Source organism: Dechloromonas hankyongensis, from assembly GCF_022012295.1.
GTDB classification, from domain to species: Bacteria; Pseudomonadota; Gammaproteobacteria; order Burkholderiales; family Rhodocyclaceae; genus Azonexus; species Azonexus hankyongensis.
This window is the reverse complement of record NZ_JAKLTN010000001.1, coordinates 894108-918124: the sequence shown is the minus strand read 5'-3', so window position 1 is coordinate 918124 and position 24017 is coordinate 894108. Positions and strand designations below refer to the sequence as shown.

The following is a 24017-nucleotide window of genomic DNA, read 5'->3' as shown; positions in this document are numbered from 1 at the left end:
AGCAATTAGCGTTCGGTTTGGGCGACGGCTAACCCCGTCGCCCATTTTTTTATGTTAAAACTCGGCACCATGACGCAAAGTGCCCCCCTGCCCCGCCGCTCCGCCGACGAGCAAATCCGCCTCGAAGCCGCATTGCGCGACGTTTTCGAGCACAAGCTCTGTTTCAACGAATTGCTCGGCTTCAGGGTCGAATCGCTCGATCCGGCCGCCCCGCAGATCAGCTTTGCCATGCGCAAGGACCTGATCGGCCACTTCCTGCACGGCCGCCTGCACGGCGGGGTGATCGCCACGGTGCTCGACACCGTCGGCGGCCTGGCCGTCACCGTCGCAATCGCCGAGAAATTCAACGGCGAAACGACCGAGCAGGTCGGCCACCGCTTTGGGCGCGTCGGCACCATCGACCTGCGCACCGATTACCTGAGCCAGGGCATAGGCAAAAAATTTACTGCCACCGGCCGGGTAACCCGACTCGGCGGCCGTATCGCCTCAGTGCAGATGACGCTGGAGAATGAAACCGGCCAGCTCATCGCCACCGGTAGCGCCTCCTACGTCGTCAGCTGATCACAGCAGCGGCAGCCCCTGGTGCTCGCCGCGCTCGTAGACCACGTTGGCGCGGCCGACGATGAGCGGATCGAGATTGCCGATGCGCTGCGTATCCTTGTTGGCGTAGGGCAGCTTGTGCAGCACATAGCGCATGGCATTGAGCCGCGCCCGCTTCTTGCAGTTCGACTTGATCACCGTCCACGGCGCGTCCGCGGTATCGGTGTGAAAGAACATCGCCTCCTTGGCCTTGGTGTAGTCGTCCCACTTATCCAGCGAGGCCATGTCGATCGGCGACAGCTTCCACTGCTTGAGCGGATGCACCTTGCGCTCGCGGAAACGGCGGCGCTGCTCCTCACGGCTGACCGAGAACCAGAACTTGATGACGTGCGTGCCGTTCCTGACCAGCATGCGCTCGAATTCCGGTGCCTGGCGGACGAACTCCGCATATTCGTAATCGCTGCAGAACCCCATCACCCGCTCGACGCCGGCCCGGTTGTACCAGGAACGGTCGAACAGCACGATTTCGCCGTTGGTCGGCAGATGCTGCACGTAACGCTGGAAATACCACTGGCCGCGCTCGGTCTCGGTCGGCTTTTCCAGAGCCACGACGCGCGCCCCCCGTGGATTCAGGTGTTCCATAAAGCGCTTGATGGTGCCCCCCTTGCCCGCCGCATCGCGACCTTCGAACAGGATGACCACCTTCTGCCCGGTCTCCTTGACCCAGGCCTGCAACTTCAGCAACTCAACCTGCAGCCGGTATTTTTGCTGCTCGTAATTGCGCCGCTGCATCAGGTTCTTGTACGGATAGCCGCCCTCGCGCCAATCAGCCAGCAACTCGTCGTCCGGATTGGGCGCTGCCAGCCCGGCCGCCATGCGTTGCTGCTTGAGCAGCCCCTTGAGCAGGGCCACCGACTCCTCGGCCGGGATGCCCGAAATGACGTCGCGCATCGCCCCCAGCCGCAATTCCTGAGCCGCATCGACCGAACCATGGATGGTAAAACCTTCGATGGCGGGCGGCGTCAGGACAGGTGGCACATCGCCGGCGGCCACGCTACGCCGCCGCTCGCGGGGCGTTTTTGCCAGGACAAGCTGCGCGGGCTGAGCTTGCGGAGAATTCGTTTTTCTTTTGGTGGCCATGCTCCCTCCATCGTTCGATGCAATGGAGCTATTTCACGCCGAAGCGAAGTACTTGTCTAGTCGAGCAATTCGACCGGAGTCATGGCGCGCAGGACGGTCTGCGTCTCGTTGCGGCGCACGCGGTTGCTCAGCCACCACAAGGCGCCCTTCTTGATGCTCCATTCCGATTCGTGACCGGCCAGCAGCAGCGATGCCATGCGCCCCAGCGACGGCTGGTGTCCGACGATCAACACGCTGCCCTTGGCATGCGGCCAGCCGGAGGCGGCGATCAGCTCGGAGACACAGGTTTCCGGCCCGAGCTTACGGTTCGTTTCAAAAGGCAGTTTCAGCGCTTCCGCCGTCTGTTGGGTGCGCACGGCAGGACTGACGATGATCCGCAAATCCTTGGGCTGATGCTTACGTATCCACTCGCCCATTACGCGCGCCTGCCTTTCGCCCCGTTCGGTCAGCCGACGCTTCAGGTCGTCGTCGCCATCCTCCGCCTCGGCATGGCGCCACAGCAATAAGTCCATGATCGCACCTCGTTCGAAAGCCGGCATTATGACCATGCAATGTTACCGCAGCGTTGCAGCAGTCATGATCCGGCATATAGAAGAAGAGGCGGACGTCGAAAAGCAAAAAGCCCGGTCTTTCGAACCGGGCTTTTTGCTTGAATCTTGGTGGCCTGGGGCGGAATCGAACCACCGACACGCGGATTTTCAATCCGCTGCTCTACCAACTGAGCTACCAGGCCAAGAGAGGGCGCATTATAGCCGGGAGATGGCGACTCCGCAACACTTCGACCCATATTTCATCACTCTACCGCGAACGGCTCAGGTGCCGATCGGCGGCGACTGGCGATACAGTTCGGAAAAATCATCCGGCAGCGGCGGCGGTGACGGCGGCGGGCGCCAGGCGGCAAACACGACGCGGGCGATTGCCCCCTTGCCGGTCGGATTGGGGCGCAGGCTGGCCCGCGAGTCGTGCTGCATGGCAATTTCCTGGACGATGGCGAGACCCAGGCCACTGCCCTCGGTACCGGCATCATCGACGCGGTAAAAACGCTCGAATACCAGTTCGGCATGCTCCTCGCTGATCCCGACCCCGTCGTCTTCGACTTCGAGCAGCACGCTGTCCGGGTTGGCGACGATCCGGCAGGTGACGTGCCCGCCTTCCGCCGTATAGCGCAGGGCGTTGTCGAGCAGGTTCTTGGCCAGCTCACGAAGCAGGAAGGGGTTGCCGGTGATCATCGCCGGGCCGGACGACTCGAAACCGAGATCGATGTTCTTTTCGATGGCGATCATCACCCAGTCGGTCACCACATCGCGCATCAAGTCCGCCAAGTCGAGCACTTCGTGGCGGCGCTGCGCCAACTCCCCGCCTTCGGTGCGGGCCAGGGTCAGCAGTTGATTGACCAGCCGTCCGGCCCGGTCGACGCCGGTGGCGATCTGGCGCAAGGCATGGCGCAGGGCTTCCGGGTCGGTTTCGCGGATGGCGAACTGGGCCTGGGTTTTCAGACCGGTGAGTGGCGTGCGCATCTGGTGCGCGGCGTCGGCGACGAAACGCTGCTGCGCCTCAACGTTGCGCTGCATGCGTGCCAGCATTTCGTTGAAGGCTTCGACCAGCGGCTCCAACTCCTCCGGCACGCGGCGCGTGGCAATCGGCGACAGGTCGTCCGGCTGACGGGCATCGATGGTCTTGCGCAGGCGGGTCAGCGGCCGCAAGCCGCGCGACAGACCGAACCAGACCAGCATGACCGCGAGCGGGATGATGATGAACTGTGGCAGGATCACGCTGGCGACGATCTTATTGGCCAGCTGGCTGCGCTTTTCGGTGGTTTCGCCGACTTCGATGATGACCCACTGCGTCTTGGGCATGCCGGCTTCGGTCAGGTAGGTATAGGCGAGGCGGAGGTCCTGGCCCTTGTAATCGGCATCGCGCAGATAGATTTCGCCGGGCACGGTGTCACCGTCGACAGGCAGGGCGATCTGCGGCAGATCCTTGTCGCCGGCGAGCAATTTGCCGTCCATGGTGATGACGCGGAAATAGACGCTGTCCGTTTCGTCGGCCCGCAACAGCGCCCGGGCGGAAGCCGGCAACGAGAGCAGCGGCTTGCCGTTGACCAGCTTGACCTGACGGGCGATGGCCGCCACATGCTCGCGCAAGGCCTGGTCGTACGGGTAGTTGGCGACGTTGTTGGCGAAGTAGTGCGTGAAGGCGATGCTCAACGGCCAGACGAAGAGCAAGGGGGCCAGCATCCAGTCGAGGATCTCGCCAAACAGCGAGCGCTCGGTTTCCGACGTGGCGAGCGGGGAATTACTCGCCTTGGGGTCGCTCAAGGCAGTAGCCCAGGCCGCGGACGGTGGCGATCTTGACGCCACCCGGCTCTATCTTCTTGCGCAGCCGATGCACGTAGACCTCGATGGCGTTGTGGCTGACTTCCTCGCCCCAGCCGCACAGATGATCGACCAGTTGGTCCTTGCTGACCAAGCGCCCCATTCGACTAAGCAGGACTTCAAGCAGGCCGACCTCGCGCGCCGACAGATCGAGCGGCTGCCCCTGGATCTGGGCCACCCGACCGACCTGATCGTAGGTCAGCGCCCCGCACTGGATGGTCGGCGACGTGCCGGCCGAGCGGCGGGTCAGCGCGCGAACCCGGGCTTCCAGTTCGGCCAGTTCGAAAGGCTTGACCATGTAGTCGTCGGCGCCGAGGTCGAGTCCCTTGACGCGATCGCCGGTACCGTCGAGCGCCGTCAGAATCAGCACCGGCACCTGCGAATTGCGCGCCCGCAGGCGTTTGAGCACTTCGAGACCGGACAGCTTGGGCAAGCCCAGGTCGAGAATCAGCAAATCATAGGACGCGGTAACCAGCGCCGTATCGGCTTCCACACCGTTGGGAGCCCAGTCGACGGCATAGCCGCCCTGGCGCAAAGAGCGGGAAAGGCCATCGGCGATGATCGTGTCGTCTTCAGCGATAAGTATGCGCATTTATTCGAGTTTTGCCTGTTCAAACGTAAGATTTCTGTAAGGCAACAGCATTATTCTGATCGGGCTGTTCTCCTTTTATGGTCTTCGGAGTACGCGGTCTGACCGCTACTCAGGGGGTGACCCGATCCTGCACTGGGTGACCCCCTACCGTTTTTTTCCCCTCAGCAAACTCACACAGTCTAGCAAATAAACTGCGCATCTTTGTCCGCAGCGTATTGGCACGTCCAAATTTGGCGCATCCAGGAGCAACCGACAGCGCTCCGAAAAACGTGAACGAAAAAAGCCCGGGAAGCCCCGGGCTTTTTGTTTGTAGCGTTTGGCCGATTAGTGGGCAGCAGCCGAAGAGGCACCCAGACCGGTCTCCGAACGCAGTTGCTGCGACGGGTACAGCTCGCGCTCCTTCTTGGCCTGAGCCGAGTTGTCCAGGATGGACACCAGCCAGATCGTGAAGAAGGCAGCGGTCATCGAGAAGATGGCAGCAGAGTTGTACGGGAACCAGGCAGAACCCTTCGGATACTTCAGCACAGCTTCCCACACTGCGGCAGAACCGATGGTCAGCACGGCAGCCAGAACCAGGCCAACGAAGCCGCCAACGACAGCACCGCGGGTGGTGCAGTTCTTCCACAGCACGGACATGAAGAGGACCGGGAAGTTGGAGGAACAAGCGATGGTGAAGGCCAGCATGACCATGTAGGCGACGTTTTCCTTCTCGAAGGCGATACCGAGGCCGATAGCCAGAATGCCGAGGGCGATGGTAGCCATCTTGGAAACGCGCAGTTCCTGTTCGGACGAGCAGCCCTTGTTGAACACGGAAGCGTACAGGTCGTGCGACACGGCGGAAGCGCCGGACAGGGTCAGACCGGCAACCACAGCCAGGATGGTGGCGAAGGCCACGGCCGAGATGAAGCCGAGGAACAGGTCGCCGCCGACAGCCTTGGCCAGATGCACAGCAGCCATGTTGCCGCCGCCCTTCAGGCCCTTGGCCAGTTCGCCGCCGACGTAGAAGTCGCCCGGATTCTGGATCAGGTTGGTGATAGCACCGAAACCGATGATGAAGGTCAGGATGTAGAAGTAGCCGATCCAGGTGGTCGCCCAGGCAACGGACTTGCGGGCTTCCTTGGCATTCGGCACGGTGAAGAAGCGCATCAGGATGTGCGGCAGGCCAGCGGTACCGAACATCAGGGCCATACCGACGGAAATGGCGGAGACCGGATCCTTGATCAGGGCGCCCGGTGCCATGATGGCGTCGTGCTTGGAGTGCACTTCGACAGCCTTGGCGAACAGCGCTTCCGGCGAGAAGCCGAATTGCAGCAGCACGGCCACGGCCATGAAGGTGGCGCCGCCGAGCAGCATGCAGGCCTTGATGATCTGCACCCAGGTCGTTGCGGTCATGCCGCCGAACAGCACGTACATCAGCATGATGACGCCGACGAGAACTTCGGCGTACATGTATTCCAGACCGAAGAGGACCTTGATCAGCTGACCGGCACCGACCATCTGCGCAATCATGTAGAAGGCGACGATGACCAGGGAGGCGGAAGCGGCGAAGACGCGAACCGGGGTCTGGGCGAAACGATAGGAAGCGACGTCGGCGAAGGTGAACTTGCCGAGGTTACGCAGGCGTTCGGCCATCAGGAAGGTGATGACCGGCCAGCCGACCAGCCAGCCGATCGAGAAGATCAGGCCGTCGAAGCCGTTGGCGAACACCAGGCCGGAAATACCCAGGAAGGAAGCGGCGGACATGTAGTCGCCGGCAATCGCCAGGCCGTTCTGGAAACCGGTGATACCGCCACCACCGGTATAGAAGTCGGCAGCGGACTTGGTCTTGGCTGCGGCAACCTTGGTGATGTACAGGGTGAAGAGGACGAACAGGGCGAACATGACGATCGCCGTCCAGTTGGTAGCCTGCTTTTCGGCCTGGCCGAGATCGGCACCGGCAGCAAAGGCGCCACCGGCAACAGCCAGCGCAGCGACTGCGGAGAAAATGTGCTTGATGGACATATTACTTCTGCGCCTCCTTGATGATGGCTTCGTTGGTCGCGTCGAACTCGGTGTTGGCGCGGCGGACGTAGATCCAGGTCAGGACGATGGTGATGACGATGACGCCAACACCCAGCGGAACGCCCAGGCTGGTCACACCGGCACCGGTCTTCTGGGCCAGCAGATCCTTGTCGAAGGCGACCAGCAGGATGAAGCCATAGTAGATGGCTGCGCTGACGATGGCCATGATGATCGAGTATCGACTGCGCATGGCAATGAACTCGTGGAATTTCGGATTCTTGGTAATCCGATCAAGTACGTCTTGCATTGATTTTTCTCCTCAGATTCTGGTTATAGAGGCATTGCTGCGAAGCGTAATTTAGGCGCGGCATCTTACAGCTAACTTACAGGACGTAATTCGTTCCGCAAGGTTTAATACAATGCTTTAGACATATTGATCTATATGGTTTTTCTTTCCCTCCGGCAAAAGAAAAAGCCCCGCACAGGCGGGGCTTTCGGGGTGAGCGTAAGGCTCAGCGGGACATTACATGCCCATGCCGCCCATACCACCCATACCACCCATGCCGCCCATGTCGGGCATGCCGCCGACCGGCTTGTCTTCAGCCAGTTCGGCAACCATGCACTCGGTGGTCAGCATCAGGCCGGCCACGGAAGCGGCGTTTTGCAGCGCGGTGCGGGTGACCTTGGTCGGATCCAGCACGCCCATTTCGACCATGTCGCCGTACTCGCCGGTAGCAGCGTTGTAGCCGTAGTTGCCCTTGCCGCGAACAACCTTGTCGACCACCACGGACGGCTCGTCGCCGGCGTTGCCGACGATTTCGCGCAGCGGAGCTTCGATGGCCTTCAGGATCAGCTTGATGCCGGCGTCCTGGTCGTGGTTGTCACCCTTCAGCTTCTGGATGTTGGCGCGGGCACGCAGCAGGGCGACGCCGCCGCCGGCCACGATACCTTCTTCAACAGCAGCGCGGGTGGCGTGCAGGGCGTCTTCGACGCGGGCCTTCTTTTCCTTCATTTCGACTTCGGTGGCAGCGCCAACCTTGATGACGGCAACGCCGCCAGCCAGCTTGGCAACACGCTCCTGCAGCTTTTCGCGGTCGTAATCGGAGGTAGCTTCCTCGATCTGGATGCGGATCTGCTTGACGCGGGCTTCGATGGACACGGCTTCGCCGGCGCCGTCGATCAGGGTGGTGTTTTCCTTGCCGATTTCGACGCGCTTGGCTTGGCCCAGATCCTTCAGGGAAGCCTTTTCCAGGGACAGGCCGGTCTCTTCGGAGATGACGGTACCGCCGGTCAGGATGGCGATGTCTTCCAGCATGGCCTTGCGACGGTCGCCGAAGCCCGGAGCCTTGACGGCGACGGTCTTCAGGATGCCACGGATGTTGTTGACGACCAGGGTAGCCAGGGCTTCGCCATCGACGTCTTCAGCGATGATCAGCAGCGGACGGCCGGCCTTGGCGACTTGTTCCAGCACCGGCAGCAGGTCGCGAATGTTGGAGATCTTCTTGTCGAAGAGCAGGACGAACGGGTTGTCGAGCAGGGCGATCTGCTTGTCCGGGTTGTTGATGAAGTACGGGGACAGGTAGCCGCGGTCGAACTGCATGCCTTCGACGACGTCGAGTTCGTTGTTCAGGGACTTGCCGTCTTCAACGGTGATGACGCCTTCCTTGCCGACCTTTTCCATCGCGTTGGCGATGATTTCGCCGATGTCGGCGTCGGAGTTGGCGGAGATGGAACCGACCTGGGCGATTTCCTTGGTCGTGGTGCACGGCTTGGAGATGGTCTTCAGTTCGGCGATGGTGGCGGCGACAGCCTTGTCGATGCCGCGCTTCAGATCCATCGGGTTCATGCCGGCGGCAACGTACTTCATGCCTTCGCGGACGATGGCCTGGGCCAGCACGGTGGCGGTGGTGGTGCCGTCACCGGCGATGTCGGAGGTCTTGGAAGCGACTTCCTTGACCATCTGGGCGCCCATATTGGCGAACTTGTCCTTCAGTTCGATTTCCTTGGCGACGGAAACGCCGTCCTTGGTGACGGTCGGGCCACCGAAGGAACGCTCGAGCACAACGTTGCGGCCCTTCGGACCGAGGGTGACCTTGACGGCATCGGCCAGGATATTGATGCCTTCGACCATGCGAGCGCGTGCGGAATCGCCGAATTTGACTTCTTTAGCTGCCATTTAATAACTCCTGAATTGATCTGTTTGGAGAATCGACCGGGGCGCTTAGCCCTGGATGACGCCCATGATGTCTTCTTCACGCATGACCAGGACTTCCTGGCCATCGACCTTGACGGCCTGGCCGGCGTACTTGCCGAACAGAACGCGATCGCCGACCTTGACGTCGAGGGCGATCTGCTTGCCATTGTCGTCGCGCCTCCCCGGACCGACGGCCAGGACTTCGCCCTGATCCGGTTTCTCGCCGGCGGAATCCGGAAGAACGATGCCGGAAGCGGTGGTGCGTTCAGCTTCGACGCGCTTGACGATCACACGGTCGTGCAAAGGACGGATATTCATAAAACAGACTCCTGAAAATGAGTTGCAACAAACTTGAAATTGGCCGGCCGCGCAGAACGCGGACCCGGGAACCGGGCGGGCATCTTGTTAGCACTCAACCCCGGTGAGTGCTAATAATAGGGACGAGACAAATGGATTTCAAGAGGCCCCATCCGAAATTTGCTGCCAGCAAGTCAGGCAAATGTTCGGGAACCGACAGATAGCGCGGCAGTGAGGCCAAATGGAGAGGGGCGCTGGACCGCCTCCTGCCGGGCTCCATTTAGCGAGACGCAAGCGGCATACAGTTGGGGGCACCCATTCGAATGAATGCTGACGAATTGCGCTGAAACACGTGCGCCCCGGCCCGCCAACAAAGAAGCGCAATGCCCCTCGATAACAAAGCGCGTTCAGGCAACTCTGCGACGAGACTCGCCCTCGGTGCAAACTGGCGTCCTCGCAACATGGACTCTAGCAGCCCCTAACAATACGACCCCATGAATGCTTGCTGTTGCCGGTCACGCTCCATGGTTGCTTACAAGAGCCATGCGCTCGGGGATCGCTCGCACTTCGCGTAAGCCAACTCCGTCAATGCCGTGTGTCGCTCGTGCGTTGCCCCCTGCCCTGAACCAGGGCTAAACCTATTTCCCGATTTGCCAACAACTGTTCCTGCTCATTCCGTACGTGGGCGATCAGCGTGACGTGGCCGCGCCGGATGGCATAAAGAAGGACATCGGACAATCTGCCCTGCTTATTTACGCCATTGGCTCCCATGGCGGCCCCCATTAGCCCACCGAGCGCAGCGCCCCAGCCGATCATTGCCAGCGGCGCAATGAGCGGACTTGCGGTAAATAACGTCACGTTCGCCAGCGCCAGCACGGCTTCGCCCACAGCGCCAATTCCCGTACCCAAAATGGTGCCGGCAATGCCATCCACCAGAACATCCTTCAGGACCCGGTCTGCATCCATCAATTGCGGGTTGAAATCGTCTGCACGAACCCGCTCCACCACTTGCATTTGCTGACTGGGCAGGCCGCCTTCTTGAAGGTGACCGCATACTCTCTCAGCCTCCGGACGACTTGCGTAAATGCCGGCGAGAACTTGTTCAGTCATAGTAAATTCTCCTTAACAGAACCGTATCTTGGTTAGGCCCGGGCCGCTGTCGGAAGTTCGACGAGGCTCCCACGGCCCCTAGGAAACCGGGAGGCGCTTAGCTTCGCTGCAAGCGCGGCGTCGCGCCTCTGCGGTTTGTGGCCGTCTGGTTTGATGAAACAATGGCCGGCTTTCCGCTATCCAATTCTCGGCAACGTTCGAACCTGTGACCTTATTTTCCCTGCGGACCTCCATGGCATCCAGCAAGTTCCGCTTCCTGATCAATCCGGCGATCGCCACGGCGATGGCCGCCATCTTCGTCATCGACCTGCACACGCCGCTCGGTCTGGCGGTGCCCTTCCTCTATCTGCTGCTCGCCCTGCTGGCGATCGGCGTCGGCGCACAAACCAGGGTATTGGTGATCATCGCCGTTGTCGGACCGATACTGGCCGGCATCAAGTTGCAGATCCATCCCAGCGATGGCGTGGTCTGGGTCGGTCAGACCAACCGCCTGATCTTCTCGATGCTGATCTGGATCGCGGTCGGCCTGGAATGCGTCCGCCGCCGGCTCGAAGCGGGGCGTCGCGAAAACAGCCGCCTGCTGGAAAAACAAGTTGCGGAACGCACCGAAGCGCTGCGCACGGCCAATCAGAAGCTGGAAGTCGAAATCGCCGAACGCAAGGAAGCCGAGGCCACCATCGGCAGATACGCTTCGCGCCTAGAGGCCTTGAGCAATCAGCTGGTCACGGTGCAGGATTCCGAGCGCAAGGCGCTGGCCACGGAGCTGCACGACCGGATCGGGCAGAATCTGTCGGCCCTGAACATGAGCCTGAATCTGAACCTCGCCCTGCTTTCCGGCCCGCTGTCGCCGGCGGCGCTGTCCGCCGCCCAGGTGCGGATCAGGGATGCCCTGACCCTGGTCGAACAGACAACGGAAAAGGTGCGCAGCGTGATGGAAGAACTGCACCCGGCACTGCTCGAACAGTACGGGCTGACTACCGCGCTGCGCTGGCATGGCGAAGAGTTTGCCGGACGCACCGGCATCGCCTTCCGCTATTCCGCCGGAGAAAACCTTCCCCGCTGGCCGGGCAAGGTCGAGACCACGCTGTTCCGCATTGCCCAGGAGGCGCTGGTCAACGTCGCCAAGCATGCCGAGGCCACGGCGGTGACGGTCGCTCTGACACAGGGCGCGGAAGGCATCGCGTTGACCATCAGCGACAACGGCGTCGGTCTGGCGCCGGAGCCGCAGCGCCCGCCGGCGGCCGGCAGCGGCTGGGGACTGGCCATCATGGCCGAGCGGGCGCGCGCCGTCGGCGGCGCCTTGCAGATAGGGCCGGGCCACGGCCAAGGAACGGCCGTTGTCGTAACTATTCCGAACCGCCATCTGGAGACGGCATGACCATTACCGTACTGATCGCCGACGACCACGCCGTAGTGCGCGACGGCTTGCGCCTGCTGCTCGAGAACCAGGCCGACATCCGCGTCATCGGCGAAGTGGCCGACGGCCGCGAAGCCGTCGACGCCACCCTGCGCCTGCAGCCGGATGTCGTGCTGATGGATCTCGCCATGCCGCTGCTCAATGGCGCCGACGCCACCGCTCTCATCATGGAAAAGCGGGAGAGCAGCAAGATCATCATCCTGTCGATGCATTCCACCGTCGAGCATGTGTTCCGCGCCCTGCAGGCGGGGGCGCTCGGTTACCTGCGCAAGGAATCGGCCGGCAACGAGGTGGTCGATGCCGTGCGCGCCGTCCACGCCGGCCGGCGCTACCTGAGCCAGAAGATTACCGAGTCGGTGGTCGACGATTACGTCCGCAAACGCGCCGAGGAAAGTCCGCTCGAATCGCTGAGCCAGCGCGAACGGGAAATCCTGCAGATGCTGGTCGAAGGCCGTTCGGGGATCGACATCGCCCGCCTGCTGCATGTTTCGCCGAAAACGGTGGACACCTACCGTAGCCGGATGATGCAGAAACTCGGCATCGGCGATTTGCCCGGCCTGGTCAAATTCGCGCTGCAGCACGGCCTGACGACGCTGTGAAGGCGTGACGTTTGATCTATATCTAAAGTTCGCTTTAAATCAAGAAAACGGCCCTAGCCTGTCAGGTATATCCGACATACAGCGGCACCACCCGGGAAGGATCATGCAGTCACTACTGTTGATTCCTCTAGGGAGTGCCGTATGGCCGAAGATAGCAAGTCCACGAAGCCGCTCGACAACGGGCGCCGCAAGTTTCTGAACACGGCCGGCATCGCCGGTATTGCCGGTGCCGGCGCCACCCTCGGCCTGGCCGGCTGCAACAAGGCCGAACAGGCCCCGACCGCTGCCGCTCCCGCTCCGGCCAAGCCGGCCGCCGCCGGCCACAGCAAGGTCGAAGTGGCCCCGGGCCAGCTCGACGACTACTACCTGATGTCGAGCGGCGGCCACTCCGGCGAAATGCGCATCATCGGCGTCCCGTCCGGACGCACCCTCAAGCGCATCCCGATTTTCAACATCGATCCGATGTCGGGCTGGGGCATCACCAACGAATCGAAGAAGATCGTCGGCACCAAGGCCGACGGTAGCGTCAAGTACCGTACAGGCGACACCCACCACGTCCATGGCTCGTACACCGACGGCACCTACGACGGCAAGTATTTCTGGGTCAACGACAAGATCAACAACCGCCTGGCCCGCGTCCGTGGCGATTACATGGAATGCGACAAGATCACCGAGATCCCCAACGTTCAGGGCTTCCACGGCATTTTCCCGGACAAGCGCGACCCGGTCGATGCGGCGATCAACCACACCACCCGCGTCTTCTGCGGCGCCGAATTCCACATGCCGCTGCCCAATACGCCGAAAAACTGGAAAGAGGGCACCGGCTACGCCTGCCTGCTGACCTGCGTCGACGCCGAGAGCATGGAAGTGCGCTGGCAGGTCAAGGTCGACGGCAACATGGACCTCTGCGCCACATCCTATGACGGCAAGCTGGCCGCGCTGAACAGCTACAACACCGAAAACGGCCAGGTCTTCGCCGACATGATGTCGGCCGAACGCGACGCCTGCATCTTCTTCAACGTCGAACGCATCGAGGCCGCCATCAAGGCCGGCAAGAGCTTCACCGTCGGCGACTCCAAGGTGCCGGTAGTCGATGGCACCCGCGAGGCCAACAAGGACCCGAAGACGGCGCTGACCTGCTATGTGCCGGTCCCCAAGAACCCGCACGGCGTGAACATCTCGCCGGACGGCAAGTACTACGTCTGCGCCGGCAAGCTGTCGCCGACCGCAACCGTGATCGAACACGCCCTGGTCCTCAAGTGGTTCAACGGCGAAGTGAAGGAAGCCCAGGAATGCGTCGTCGGCGAGCCGGAAATCGGCCTCGGCCCCCTGCATACCGGCTTCGACAACAAGGGCAACGCCTACACCTCGCTGTTCCTCGATAGCCAGGTCGTCAAATGGAACGTCGCCGCCGCCATCGCGCAGTACAAGGGCGACAAGCAGGTCAAGGTCGTGCTCGATCGCATCGACGTGCATTACCAGCCGGGCCACAGCTACGCCTCGATGGGTGAGACCAAGGAAGCCGACGGCAAGTTCTTCATGTCCGGCAACAAGTTCTCCAAGGACCGTTTCCTGCCTGTCGGGCCGCTGCACGTCGAAACCGAGCAGCTGATCGACATCAGTGGTGACAAGATGGTGCTGCTCGCCGACCACACCGCCCACCCCGAGCCGCACGACGCGATCATCGTCCGCCGCGACCTGATCAAGACCAAGCAGATCTACACCCTCGAGGACCACCCCTTGCACATCAAGGGTTTCGACGACACGGGCATCAAGCGCAACGGCAACAAGGTGACGGTGCGCATCATGTCGGTGGCGCCGACGTTCACGCCGTCAGAGTTCGTGCTGAAGAAGGGTGACGAAGTCACCGTCATCATCACCAACCACGACAAGGTGGAGGACCTGCATCACGGCTTCGCCATCGAGTACCACGACGTCAACATGATCGTCGGCCCGCAGGAAACCAAGTCGGTGACCTTCAAGGTCGAGCGGCCGGGCGTGTTCTGGTACTACTGCACGCACTTCTGTCATGCCCTGCACCTGGAAATGCGCGGCCGCATGGTGGTCGAAGCCTGACCTTCCGCCTGCCCCCGGCGCCGAAAAGAGCCCGGGGCGCGGCGGGAACCGGCGCCGGGCGCCGGATTCCTGTTCCTCCCCGCCCGGTCTCCTTGTTGTAGCGGGAGGCCGGGCGCCCCCCGGCATCAAGTTTTCCCAATTTCCATGAAGCTGCCCCGATTTCTGGCCTGTCTCGTTCTTTTGCTGCTGTGCTGGTCTGCTGCCAGTTACGCCTCTTCCTACGACGCACCCCTGCCGCCGCAGCTCCACTCCGACCCCGACCTCTGTGCCTACGCTCCGTGCCGCGACGTGATGCCCGGCGCCGACAGCTTTTCGCCGCGCAAGGGCCGGCCGAGCTATGTCGAAGCCTACCGGGGTAGCGGCGAGCAACGCCAGCTGGTAGGCTACGTGTTTCTGTCCACGGACATCGTCGACATCCCAGCCTATTCGGGCAAGCCGGTGGTCACGCTGATCGGCATGTATCCGCAGGGCGTGATAAGCGGTGTTCGCATCCTGAAGCACAGCGAACCGATCCTGCTGGTCGGCATCCCGGAGAGCGAACTGACCAAGTTCATCGCTCAGTATGTCGGCCAGTTCGCCGGCGGCAAGGTGGAAATCGGCAAATCGACGGCCGGCGACGACCGTATCGGGCTGAATGCCATCAGCGGCGCCACGGTCACCGTCATCGCCGAGAACCAGGTGGTGATGCGCAGCGCCTACGCCATCGCCAAGCAGGTCGGCATCGTCAAGGTGGTGCCCAAGCCGGCGGCCCGTTTCACCGCACAGACCGCCAGCCTCGACTGGAAAGCGCTGGTCGCCGAAGGCAGCGTCCAGCACCTCGTCGTGCAGCCGGACCAACTGGGTATGCCGGGCAGTGGCCAGCCCTACATGGACCTCTATTTCGGCTACCTGAACGCCCCGGTCGTCGGCCGCAGCATCCTCGGCGAGGCCGGCTGGAAGCGCCTGATGAGCGAACTGAAGCCGGGCGAGCACGCCATTTTCATCGTCGCCAACGGCACCGCGTCGTTCAAGGGTTCCGGCTTCGTGCGCGGCGGCATCTATGACCGCATCCAGGTCGCCCAGGACCTGGACACTCATACCTTCCGCGACACTGACTACCTGAATCTCTACGGCATTGCCGCCGCCGGTGCGCCGGCCTATAAGGAATCGGGCATCTTCATCGTGCGCGGCGGCAATTTCAGCGCCGCCTACCCGTGGCAACTGATCTTCATGGCCAACAAGGTGGACAAGGAAAGCGGCGCCAAGACCTTCGCCAATTTCGACCAGGAATACTGGCTGCCCGACCGCTACCTGGAAGGCGGCCGACCGTTGGTGGTGCGCCCCGACCCGACCTGGGTCCGGGTATGGAAGGGCAAGCAGCTCGACATCGCGCTGTTCGTGCTGCTCCTTGCCGCCACTGCCGGCCTCTATGCAATGCGCGACAAGCTGGTGCGCCGCGCCACGCGCAAGGACAAGCGCTGGGTATCCATCCCCAAGTACCTGATCTGGTCCATCAGCATCGTCTTCGTCGGCTTCTACGGACTGGCCCAGCCGAGCATCACCCACGTCATGACCTGGCTGCACTCGCTGGTCTACCAATGGCGCTGGGAGCTATTCCTGTCCGACCCGCTGATCTTCATTTTCTGGTGGTTCATCGCCGCCGTGCTGTTCATCTGGGGGCGCGGCCTATTCTGCGGCTGGCTCTGCCCCTACGGTTCACTGTCCGAGCTGTCGTTCAAGATCGCCGGCCGGCTAGGTCTGAAGCGCTTCCAGTTCCACCTGCCCATGGCCTGGCACAACCGGCTGCGCTGGCTGAAGTACGGCATTTTCGCCCTGCTCATCGGCGTCTCCTTCTACGACATCGGCCTCGCCGAACAGATGGCCGAGGTCGAGCCCTTCAAGTCGACCTTCCTGGTCGGCGGCGTCTGGCACCGGGCCTGGCCTTTCGTCGCCTACTGGGCGCTGCTGTTCGTCGGCGGCCTGTTCGTCGAGCGGCCGTTCTGCAAGTACCTGTGCCCGCTCGGCGCCGGGCTGGCCATTCCGACCACCTTCCGCTTCATCCAGCTGAAGCGCAAGGCCGAATGCACCACCTGCCACGCCTGCCAGAAGGGCTGCGGCTCGCTGGCCATCGCCGACGACGGCAAGATCGACCAGCGCGAATGCCTACTCTGCCTGGAATGCCAGATCCTCTATTACGACGACCACACCTGCCCGCCGCTGTCCCAGGAGCGCCGCCGGCGGACCAAGGCCGGCATCGAGCTGACGCCGATCGGCGATGACGGCTACTACATCCCGATCAAGGCCGTGTCCTGAAGGCGGCGATGAAGAGCCTCGCCGCCACCCTGCTTCTCGTCATCGGCGGGCCGCTGTCGGCCGCCGAATGGCCAGTGGCGCCCGGCGAATCGATCGCCGCCGCGGTGCAGGCGGCCAAACCCGGAGACACCATCCGCGTCCAGCGCGGCTATTACGCCGAGCATCTGGTCATCGACAAGCCGCTGCGCCTGGTCGGTATCAACAACCCGACCTTGAGCGGCGGCGAAAAGGGTGACGTCATCCGGGTCAAATCGCCGGACGTAACGATCAAGGGCTTCATCGTCCGCGACAGCGGCGCCGACCTGACGGCCCAGAATGCCGGCATCTACGTCGAGCCGGGATCGCACCGGATCGTCATCCGGCACAATGTGCTGGTCTACAACCTGTTCGGCATCTGGCTCGAAAAGCTGAAGGATCCGGAAGTCAGCGACAACCTGATCACCGGCAAGCGCGACCTGTCATCGGCCCGGCGCGGCAACGGCATCCAGCTCTACAACACGAGCGGCGCCAAGATCATCGGCAACCACATCAGTTTCGCCCGCGACGGCATCTACGTCGATGTCTCGCACCACGCGGTGTTTCGCGGCAACCGCATGCATCACCTGCGCTACGGCAGCCACTACATGAATTCCAACGACAACCTGTGGGAAGACAACGAGAGCTACCTGAACCGCGGCGGCCTGGCGCTGATGGAAGTGCGCCGCCAGACGGTGCGCAACAACCGGGCCTGGGGCAACACCGACCACGGCATCATGCTGCGCACCATCCAGGATTCGGTCATCGAGAACAACGTGGTGGCCGGCAACGGGCGCGGCTTCTTCATCTACGACGCCGAATACAACGTGCTCAAGGGCAACCGGGTAATCGGCAACCGGGTCGGCGCCCATGTCTGGGCCGGCTCCATCCACAACGACGTCGACGGCAACGATTTCATCCAGAACCGCGAACAGGTGCACTATGTCGCCTCCCGCGACGAGCTGTGGGGCAAAGGAAAAGGCAATTACTGGAGCAACTACGCCGGCTGGGATGCCAATGGCGACGGCACCGGCGACGTGCCCTACGAAGCCAACGACCTGGTCGACCGGCTGACCTGGAAATACCCGCTGGTCAAGCTGCTGCTCAACAGCCCGGCGGTGCACAGCCTGCGCCTGATCGCCCGCCAATTCCCGCTGTTGCGCAGCCCGAGCATCGTCGACCAGCGACCGCGCATGCAACCTTTGAACCCCGACTGGAGCCAGTGGATTGACCGAACAGCTCATTGAAATCCGCAACGTGCACAAGGCCTATGGCGCGGTCAAAGCCGTGGATGGCGTCGACCTGGCGGTGGGCAGCGGCGAACTGTTCGGCCTGATCGGCCACAACGGCGCCGGCAAGACGACCCTGTTCAAGATGATGCTCGGCCTGTTGCCGGCCAGCAGCGGCGACATTCACATCGGCGGCCAGGCGGTGCGCGGCGAAGCTTTCCGCCAGGTGCGGCGCAGCATCGGCTACCTGCCGGAAAGCCTGGCGCTGTACGACAATCTGACCGGCTTGGAAACCCTGCATTTCTTTGCCCGGCTGAAAGGCGTGGACCGCGCTACCTGCCCGGCCCTGCTCGACCGGGTTGGGCTGGCCGGCGCCGCCGGCCAGCGTGTGCGCAACTACTCGAAAGGCATGCGCCAGCGCCTCGGTTTTGCCCAGGCCCTGCTCGGCACGCCGCGCCTGCTCTTCCTCGACGAGCCGACCAACGGCCTCGACCCGCAGGGCATCCTCGAGTTCTATCGCATCCTCGCCGAGCTGCGCCAGGGCGGCGTCACCGTCGTCCTCACCTCGCACATCCTGGCCGAGATCCAGCAACGCGTCGACCGCCTGGCGCTGATGCGCAACGGCCGCATCCAGGCCTTGGGCACCGTGCAGGCCTTGCGCCACGGTCAGGATCTGCCGCTGACCCTGCGCGTCAGTTTCCGGCCCGGTGATGAAAACCTTCTGCTGGCGGCTCTTGCCGCCCTGAACATCGCTCCAAGCGAAATGGCCGACGGCAGCGCCCGCTTCGCCTGCCCGCGCCAGCAGAAAATGGCCGTGCTGGCGGCCTTGACCGCCGCCGGCCCCGCGGTCCGCGATATCGACGTCCATGAACCTTCCCTCGAAGACATCTTCCTGGGCTACGCGGAGGAGGAGGCATGATGGGTATCGAATTCGGCCAGATCGCCGTCATCGCCGGCAAGGAATTCCGCGACCGCCTGCGCAACCGCTGGGTGCTCGCTGTCGCCGCGGTATTCACCGTCTTCGCGCTGGTCATCGCCTATTTCGGCGCCGCCCAGCAAGGGGCGGTCGGCTGGCGCAATATCGACGTGACCATCGCCAGCCTGGTCAGCCTGGTCATCTATCTGGTGCCGCTGATCGCGCTGATCCTCGGCTACGACGCCATCGTCGCCGAGCGCGAGCGCGGCTCGCTGGACCTGCTGCTGTCGATGCCGATCACCCGCTTCGAAGTGCTGCTCGGCAAGTTCGCCGGCCTGGCCGGGGCGCTGGGCGTCGCCACCGTCGCCGGCTTCGGGCTGGCCGGGGTGCTGCTCTTCTACCAACTGGGCAGCGCCGCGCTGTTCCACTACGGCGGCTTCGTGCTCAGCGCCTTCCTGTTGAGCCTGTGCTTCCTCAGCCTGGCGGTCATGGTCTCGGTGCTCAGCGCCGACCGCATGCGGGCGAGCGGCATCGCCATCGCCCTGTGGTTCTTCTACGTGCTGGTCTACGACCTGCTGCTGCTCGGCGTGCTGGTGGTCAGCGAAGGCAAGCTGAACCTGAATTTCTTTCCGGTCCTGCTCATGCTCAATCCGGCGGACATTTTCCGCATCCTCAATATTTTCGGTTTCGAGGACGTCCAGCGCCTCTACGGCCTGGCCACGGTCTTTCCCGAAACCCTGGCCGATCCGTGGCTGCTCGGCAGCGCCATGGTGTTCTGGATCATTGCGCCACTCGGGGTGGCGGCCTGGAGATTCAAATGATGCAACGCAATTCAAGACGGCACGCTAGCCGCTTCCTGCCCCTCCTGCTCGGCGCCCTGCTCCTCACCGCCTGCGGCGAACCGGCCAAGCCGGCGCAACCGCGGGAAATCGCCGCCGACACGTCGTGCGCGCTGGACGGCATGATCCTGCGCGACTTCCCCGGTCCCAAGGCGCAGATCCATTACGACCAGGGCGAGCCGGACTTCTTCTGCGACACCCGGGAAATGTTCTCCATCCTGCTCCGTCCGGAACAGAAGAAGCGGGTCGTCGCCGTCTATACCCAGGACATGGCCAAGGCCGACTGGAATGACCCGCAGGGCCAGTGGATCGATGCCAAGAGCGCCTTCTATGTCGTCGGCAGCCCGCGCCGCGGCTCGATGGGCCCGACCGTGCCGTCCTTCGCCAACGAGGCCGACGCCCGCAAGTTCGCCGACCAGTATGGCGGCAAGGTGCTGCCCTTTACCCAGGTCACCATCGACATGGTCGACCTGAGCGGCGGCGCCAGCCACGACGAAAAGATGTAGGCCGCTGTCGGCAACGACAGGCCCTGCCGCCCCCGATTTTTCCCTCAACGCAACGAAACGGAGTGCACCATGAAAATCATCAACGCCGCCCTGATCGCCGCTGCCCTGGCGACCCTCGGCCAAGCCCACGCCGCCGACGAACTGCCGCTGGCCAAGGCCAAGAACTGCCTGTCCTGCCACTCGGTCGACAGGAAGCTGGTCGGCCCCGGCTACAAGGAAGTCGCCGCCAAGTACAAGGACGACAAGGGCGCGCCGGCCAAGCTGGCGGCCAAGATCAAGGCCGGCGGCAAGGGCGCCTGGGGCGAAATCCCGATGCCGCCGAACAATGTCACCGACGACGAAGCCAAGCGCCTGGCCGCCTGGGTGCTGTCGCTGAAATAAGCCTTGCCGTTCAGGGCGAGAAAGCCGGCCGCGCGCCGGCTTTCTTTTTCGCCTTCTTTTTTGTCCTGTCACACGCAGCGCCCGCTAATTTGATTCCCATCATGGGCGCAACCCAAATACCCGAGTAAATTACTCAACAATTATCCCTACAGAGAAAAGGACAACCCATGTTCGGAAGCCAAACCAAACGGGAGCTGGCCACGGCGCTGGCCGACAATGCCGCGCTGCAAGCACGCTCGGCGGCGCTGCAGGCGGAACTGTCGGCCACCCAAGCCCGCCTCGCCCAATCGGAGAGCGAGCAGCAGGAACTGCGCAAACGCCAGGCGCTGCTCGACGGCGTGCTCGGCAACATTCCCCGCTTCGGCGAATCGCTGGCCGGCATCCGCCTGTCCTTTTCCGGGCTGTCCAGCCAGTTGAACGAGGATTCGGCCAAAGCCCTGACCGCGGCCACCGAGTCCGACGCCAATCGCTCGGCTTTCGAGAATATCGCCACCAGCCTGCATGCCATGTTCGAGCGCATCAGCGCCGCCGGCAACAGCGTCGAAGACCTTTCGCGGCGGGCCGGGGAAATCGGCGGCATCGTCCAGTTGATCAAGGAAATCGCCGAACAGACCAACCTCTTGGCGCTGAACGCCGCCATCGAGGCGGCGCGGGCCGGCGAAGCGGGGCGCGGTTTTGCCGTGGTCGCCGACGAGGTGCGCAAGCTGGCCGAGCGGACCGCCAAGGCGACCACCGAAATCGGCGGCCTGGTCACCGGCATCCAGCAGGAAACCGGCCAGGCCAAGGCGATCATGGACATCGGGGCGGACAGCGCCGCCAGCCAGAGCGCCGAAAGCGAATCGGCCATGCACAGCATGCAGCGCCTGCTCGGCCTCTCCCAGCACATGCAGGACAGCATCGCCTTGTCGTCCCGGCTGGCCAACGCCGAACTGGCCAATATCGAGGAACTGACGCTGAAGCTGGAGGTGTACAAGGTCCTGCTCGGCCTGTCCGATCTCCAGCCCGCCGATCTGCCGGACGAAACCCAATGCCGCCTCGGCCAGTGGTATTACGAAGGCGAAGGACGGGCCGAGTTTTCCCGCCTCCCCGGCTACCGCGAAATGGAAGCGCCGCACAAGGCGGTGCACGACCAGGCCCGGCAGGCGGTGGCGTGCTACCGCGGTGGCGATCCGGCCGGCGCCCTCGCCGCGCTGACCCGGATGGAGGAAGCCAATCTGACGGTGATGGCCGGCATGGAGCGCATCCTGGCCAAGGGGCCGGGACGGCTGGTCGCAGCATGAACTGCCGAGCCGAGACCCCGAGGCTGATGCCCGGCGCGGTGGACGACATTGCCGCCGAAATGGGCATCGATGCCGCCGAGATCGCGTCGCGCAAGGCCTTTCTTGAACTAACTGAAGCCGACGCCGGCCATCTGCGCGGCATCCGCGGCAAGCTGGCGGCGGCCCAGAACGGCTTTGCCGACGGCTTCTACGAATACCTGCGCCAGCTGCCGGAACTGGCCGCCCTGCTCCCCGACGACGCCACCGTCGCCCGCCTGAAGGCTGCCCACGGCCGCTATTTCGCCAGCCTGACCGAGGGCGATTACGGCGACGCCTACGTTGCCGGCCGGCTGCGGGTCGGCATGACCCATGCCCGGATCGGCCTGACCCCCAAGTGGTACGTCGGCGCCTTCCGCAAGTACCTGTCCGACATGCTGCAGGCAACGTGGACGGCCAGCGGCGGCGATTTTGCCGCTTTCGCCCCGGTTTTCGATGCCTTGCTCAAGGTGGTCATGCTCGACCTCGGGCTGACCCTCGACACCTACATCCATGCCGACAAACGGGCCATCGCACTGCGCGACCGGGCCATCGAATCGAGCGTCAACGGCATCTTCATCGCTGCCGCCGCGCCTGACGACTGCCGGCTGATCTACATCAACGCCGCCTTTTCGCAGATCATCGGCACGCCGCGCGACAAGGTGCTCGGCCAGCCCTGCCTGTGCACCGGCGACGACGACGGCTTTGCCGTCATCCGCAGCGCCATCGCCGAAGGGCGCGACGGCTACACGACCTTGTCGCGCCAGCGCAGCGACGGCTCGCAGCAGTGGATCGAACTCTTCCTGTCGCCGGTACGCGGCGATGCGGACAGCGTTTCGCATTACGTCGGCGTCCTCAACGACGTCACCGCGCGCAAGGAGGCCGAAGGCCAGTTGGCCTTCCTGGCCAACCACGACGCGCTGACCAACCTGCCTAACCGCAGCCTGTTTGACGACCGCCTGCGCCAGGCCCTGGCCCGGGCCGACCGCGGCACCGGTTTCGCTGTCTGCTTCATTGACCTCGACCGCTTCAAGCTGATCAACGACAGCCTCGGCCATGCCGCCGGCGATGCCGTGCTGATCGAGGTCGCCCAGCGCCTGGCGGCGGTCTGCCGCAGCGCCGACACCCTGGCCCGGCTGGCCGGCGACGAGTTCGTCATGCTGCTCGAAGGCATGCACGACGCCGGCGTGGCCGCCGGAATTGCCGGCCGCATACTGGCCGCGCTGGCGCCCCCGGTCCACGCCGGCGGCCGCGACATCGACGTGGCGGCCAGCCTCGGGCTGGCTCTCTATCCCGACGACGGCGGCGACATCGACAGCCTGCTGCGCAACGCCGATGCAGCGATGTATGCGGCCAAGGCGGCCGGGCGCAATACCTTCCGCTTTTACGACGAGGCGATGAACCGGCGCGCCAGCCAGCGCCTGGCGCTGGAAACCGATTTGCGCCGCGCCGTGGTCCGTGGCCAGCTCGAACTCTTCTACCAGCCGCAGATCCGCTCCGCCGACGGTCGCCTGGCCGGCGTCGAAGCCCTGCTCCGCTGGCGGCATCCGGAACGCGGCCTGGTCTCGCCGATCGAATTCATTCCCCTGGCCGAAGAGGCCGGCATCATCACCGAACTGGGCGAATGGGCGCTGGCCGAGGCGGCGCGGCAGATCGTCGCGTGGCGCCGGCAGGGCGTCGCCGTACCGCGCATGGCGGTCAACCTGTCGCCCCGCCAGTTCCACGCCGCCGACCTCGCCGACCGCGTCGAGCGCATTCTGGCGGCGGCCGGCGCGGCCAACGAATGGATCGAACTGGAGATCACCGAGTCGGCCGCCATGGCCCATCCGGAGGGTGCCGTGCAGGTGCTGCGGCGCCTGCGCGCGCGGGGCATCCACGTCGCCATGGACGACTTCGGCACCGGCCATTCCTCGCTCGCCATGCTGCGCACCTTGCCGCTCAATGTCCTCAAGCTCGACCGCAGTTTCGTCCAGCATCTGCCGGAATCGGAAACCGACGCTGCCGTAGCCAGCGCCGTCGTCACGCTGGCCCGCCGGCTCGGCTTGTCGGTGGTCGCCGAAGGCGTCGAAACCGAAGCGCAAAAACACTTCCTTGCCGACATCGGCTGCGACCTGCTGCAGGGTTTTCTCTTTGCCCGCCCGTTGCCGGCTGGCGAATTCGAAGCCTGGCTGGCGCGCGCCTATCCGTCCTGAGCGCGGGTGGC

At 63.5% G+C, this 24017-nt stretch carries 21 protein-coding genes, 1 tRNA gene and 1 pseudogene; 13 read left to right on the top strand and 10 right to left on the bottom strand.

Annotation, left to right across the window (positions count from 1 at the left end; all coding sequences use genetic code 11):
* Positions 1-69: 69 nt before the first annotated feature.
* Positions 70-561 carry a thioesterase family protein gene (locus LZ012_RS04440; RefSeq protein WP_275707929.1) on the top strand — a complete coding sequence of 164 codons (492 nt, stop codon included), beginning with the start codon at positions 70-72 and terminating at the stop codon, positions 559-561.
* On the opposite strand, the gene ppk2 is transcribed toward LZ012_RS04440, so the two are convergent.
* The 10 genes from ppk2 to LZ012_RS04390 all read right to left on the bottom strand — a co-directional run bounded on the left by ppk2 (position 562) and on the right by LZ012_RS04390 (position 10249).
* The gene (gene ppk2, locus LZ012_RS04435) at positions 562-1491 is read right to left on the bottom strand and encodes a polyphosphate kinase 2 (protein WP_420839492.1); all 930 of its coding nucleotides are present in this window, start codon (positions 1489-1491) and stop codon (positions 562-564) included. It abuts the gene before it with no gap.
* Between the two features lie 245 nt (positions 1492-1736).
* On the bottom strand, positions 1737-2192 hold the full coding sequence (locus tag LZ012_RS04430) for a SixA phosphatase family protein (RefSeq protein WP_275707925.1): 456 nt from the start codon (positions 2190-2192) through the stop codon (positions 1737-1739).
* 145 nt (positions 2193-2337) lie between these two features.
* Positions 2338-2413, bottom strand: a tRNA-Phe gene (locus LZ012_RS04425).
* A 79-nt stretch (positions 2414-2492) separates the two neighbouring features.
* The gene (locus LZ012_RS04420; protein ID WP_275707922.1) at positions 2493-3998 is read right to left on the bottom strand and encodes a sensor histidine kinase N-terminal domain-containing protein; all 1506 of its coding nucleotides are present in this window, start codon (positions 3996-3998) and stop codon (positions 2493-2495) included.
* Positions 3976-4647, bottom strand: a complete 672-nt coding sequence (locus LZ012_RS04415; RefSeq protein WP_275707920.1) for a response regulator transcription factor — start codon at positions 4645-4647, stop codon at positions 3976-3978. Before LZ012_RS04415 ends, LZ012_RS04420 begins: the two co-directional genes overlap by 23 nt.
* Positions 4648-4971: 324 nt before the next feature.
* On the bottom strand, positions 4972-6648 hold the full coding sequence (locus tag LZ012_RS04410; RefSeq protein WP_275707917.1) for a cation acetate symporter: 1677 nt from the start codon (positions 6646-6648) through the stop codon (positions 4972-4974).
* Between the two features lies 1 nt (position 6649).
* A complete protein-coding gene (locus tag LZ012_RS04405; RefSeq protein WP_275707915.1) occupies positions 6650-6955 on the bottom strand; it encodes a DUF485 domain-containing protein in 306 nt (101 codons plus the stop codon).
* A 216-nt stretch (positions 6956-7171) separates the two neighbouring features.
* Positions 7172-8824, bottom strand: a complete 1653-nt coding sequence (gene groL / locus LZ012_RS04400; protein ID WP_275707913.1) for a chaperonin GroEL — start codon at positions 8822-8824, stop codon at positions 7172-7174.
* Between the two features lie 45 nt (positions 8825-8869).
* The gene (gene groES, locus LZ012_RS04395; RefSeq protein WP_275707910.1) at positions 8870-9160 is read right to left on the bottom strand and encodes a co-chaperone GroES; all 291 of its coding nucleotides are present in this window, start codon (positions 9158-9160) and stop codon (positions 8870-8872) included.
* A 564-nt stretch (positions 9161-9724) separates the two neighbouring features.
* On the bottom strand, positions 9725-10249 hold the full coding sequence (locus LZ012_RS04390; RefSeq protein ID WP_275707908.1) for a hypothetical protein: 525 nt from the start codon (positions 10247-10249) through the stop codon (positions 9725-9727).
* A gap of 232 nt (positions 10250-10481) precedes the next feature.
* Here LZ012_RS04390 and LZ012_RS04385 point away from each other — a divergent pair, with 232 nt between their 5' ends.
* The 12 genes and pseudogenes from LZ012_RS04385 to LZ012_RS04335 all read left to right on the top strand — a co-directional run bounded on the left by LZ012_RS04385 (position 10482) and on the right by LZ012_RS04335 (position 24006).
* Positions 10482-11627, top strand: a complete 1146-nt coding sequence (locus tag LZ012_RS04385; protein ID WP_275707906.1) for a sensor histidine kinase — start codon at positions 10482-10484, stop codon at positions 11625-11627.
* On the top strand, positions 11624-12265 hold the full coding sequence (locus LZ012_RS04380) for a response regulator (RefSeq protein ID WP_275707904.1): 642 nt from the start codon (positions 11624-11626) through the stop codon (positions 12263-12265). The genes LZ012_RS04385 and LZ012_RS04380 overlap by 4 nt, the downstream gene beginning before the upstream one ends.
* A gap of 141 nt (positions 12266-12406) precedes the next feature.
* Entirely contained in the window at positions 12407-14341 is a 1935-nt protein-coding gene (gene nosZ, locus LZ012_RS04375; RefSeq protein WP_275707902.1) for a TAT-dependent nitrous-oxide reductase, read from the top strand.
* 144 nt (positions 14342-14485) lie between these two features.
* Positions 14486-16633 carry a 4Fe-4S binding protein gene (locus tag LZ012_RS04370; protein ID WP_275707900.1) on the top strand — a complete coding sequence of 716 codons (2148 nt, stop codon included), beginning with the start codon at positions 14486-14488 and terminating at the stop codon, positions 16631-16633.
* A gap of 8 nt (positions 16634-16641) precedes the next feature.
* Positions 16642-17895: a nitrous oxide reductase family maturation protein NosD gene (locus tag LZ012_RS04365; protein WP_275707898.1), complete on the top strand. Its 1254-nt coding sequence runs from the start codon at positions 16642-16644 to the stop codon at positions 17893-17895.
* Positions 17876-18796, top strand: a complete 921-nt coding sequence (locus tag LZ012_RS04360) for an ABC transporter ATP-binding protein (protein WP_275707895.1) — start codon at positions 17876-17878, stop codon at positions 18794-18796. The genes LZ012_RS04365 and LZ012_RS04360 overlap by 20 nt, the downstream gene beginning before the upstream one ends.
* A gap of 5 nt (positions 18797-18801) precedes the next feature.
* On the top strand, positions 18802-19614 hold the full coding sequence (locus LZ012_RS04355; protein WP_338033154.1) for an ABC transporter permease: 813 nt from the start codon (positions 18802-18804) through the stop codon (positions 19612-19614).
* A complete protein-coding gene (locus tag LZ012_RS04350; RefSeq protein ID WP_275707891.1) occupies positions 19611-20138 on the top strand; it encodes a nitrous oxide reductase accessory protein NosL in 528 nt (175 codons plus the stop codon). The genes LZ012_RS04355 and LZ012_RS04350 overlap by 4 nt, the downstream gene beginning before the upstream one ends.
* A 69-nt stretch (positions 20139-20207) precedes the next feature.
* A complete protein-coding gene (locus tag LZ012_RS04345) occupies positions 20208-20519 on the top strand; it encodes a c-type cytochrome (RefSeq protein WP_275707889.1) in 312 nt (103 codons plus the stop codon).
* Positions 20520-20686: 167 nt separating this feature from the next.
* Positions 20687-21361 (top strand): annotated as a pseudogene (locus tag LZ012_RS19780) (methyl-accepting chemotaxis protein); the annotation flags it as partial.
* 3 nt (positions 21362-21364) lie between these two features.
* Positions 21365-21799: a CZB domain-containing protein gene (locus LZ012_RS19775; protein ID WP_420839491.1), complete on the top strand. Its 435-nt coding sequence runs from the start codon at positions 21365-21367 to the stop codon at positions 21797-21799.
* Between the two features lie 26 nt (positions 21800-21825).
* Complete coding sequence (locus LZ012_RS04335; RefSeq protein ID WP_275707885.1) at positions 21826-24006, top strand: putative bifunctional diguanylate cyclase/phosphodiesterase; 2181 nt, start codon at positions 21826-21828, stop codon at positions 24004-24006.
* Positions 24007-24017: the final 11 nt, after the last annotated feature.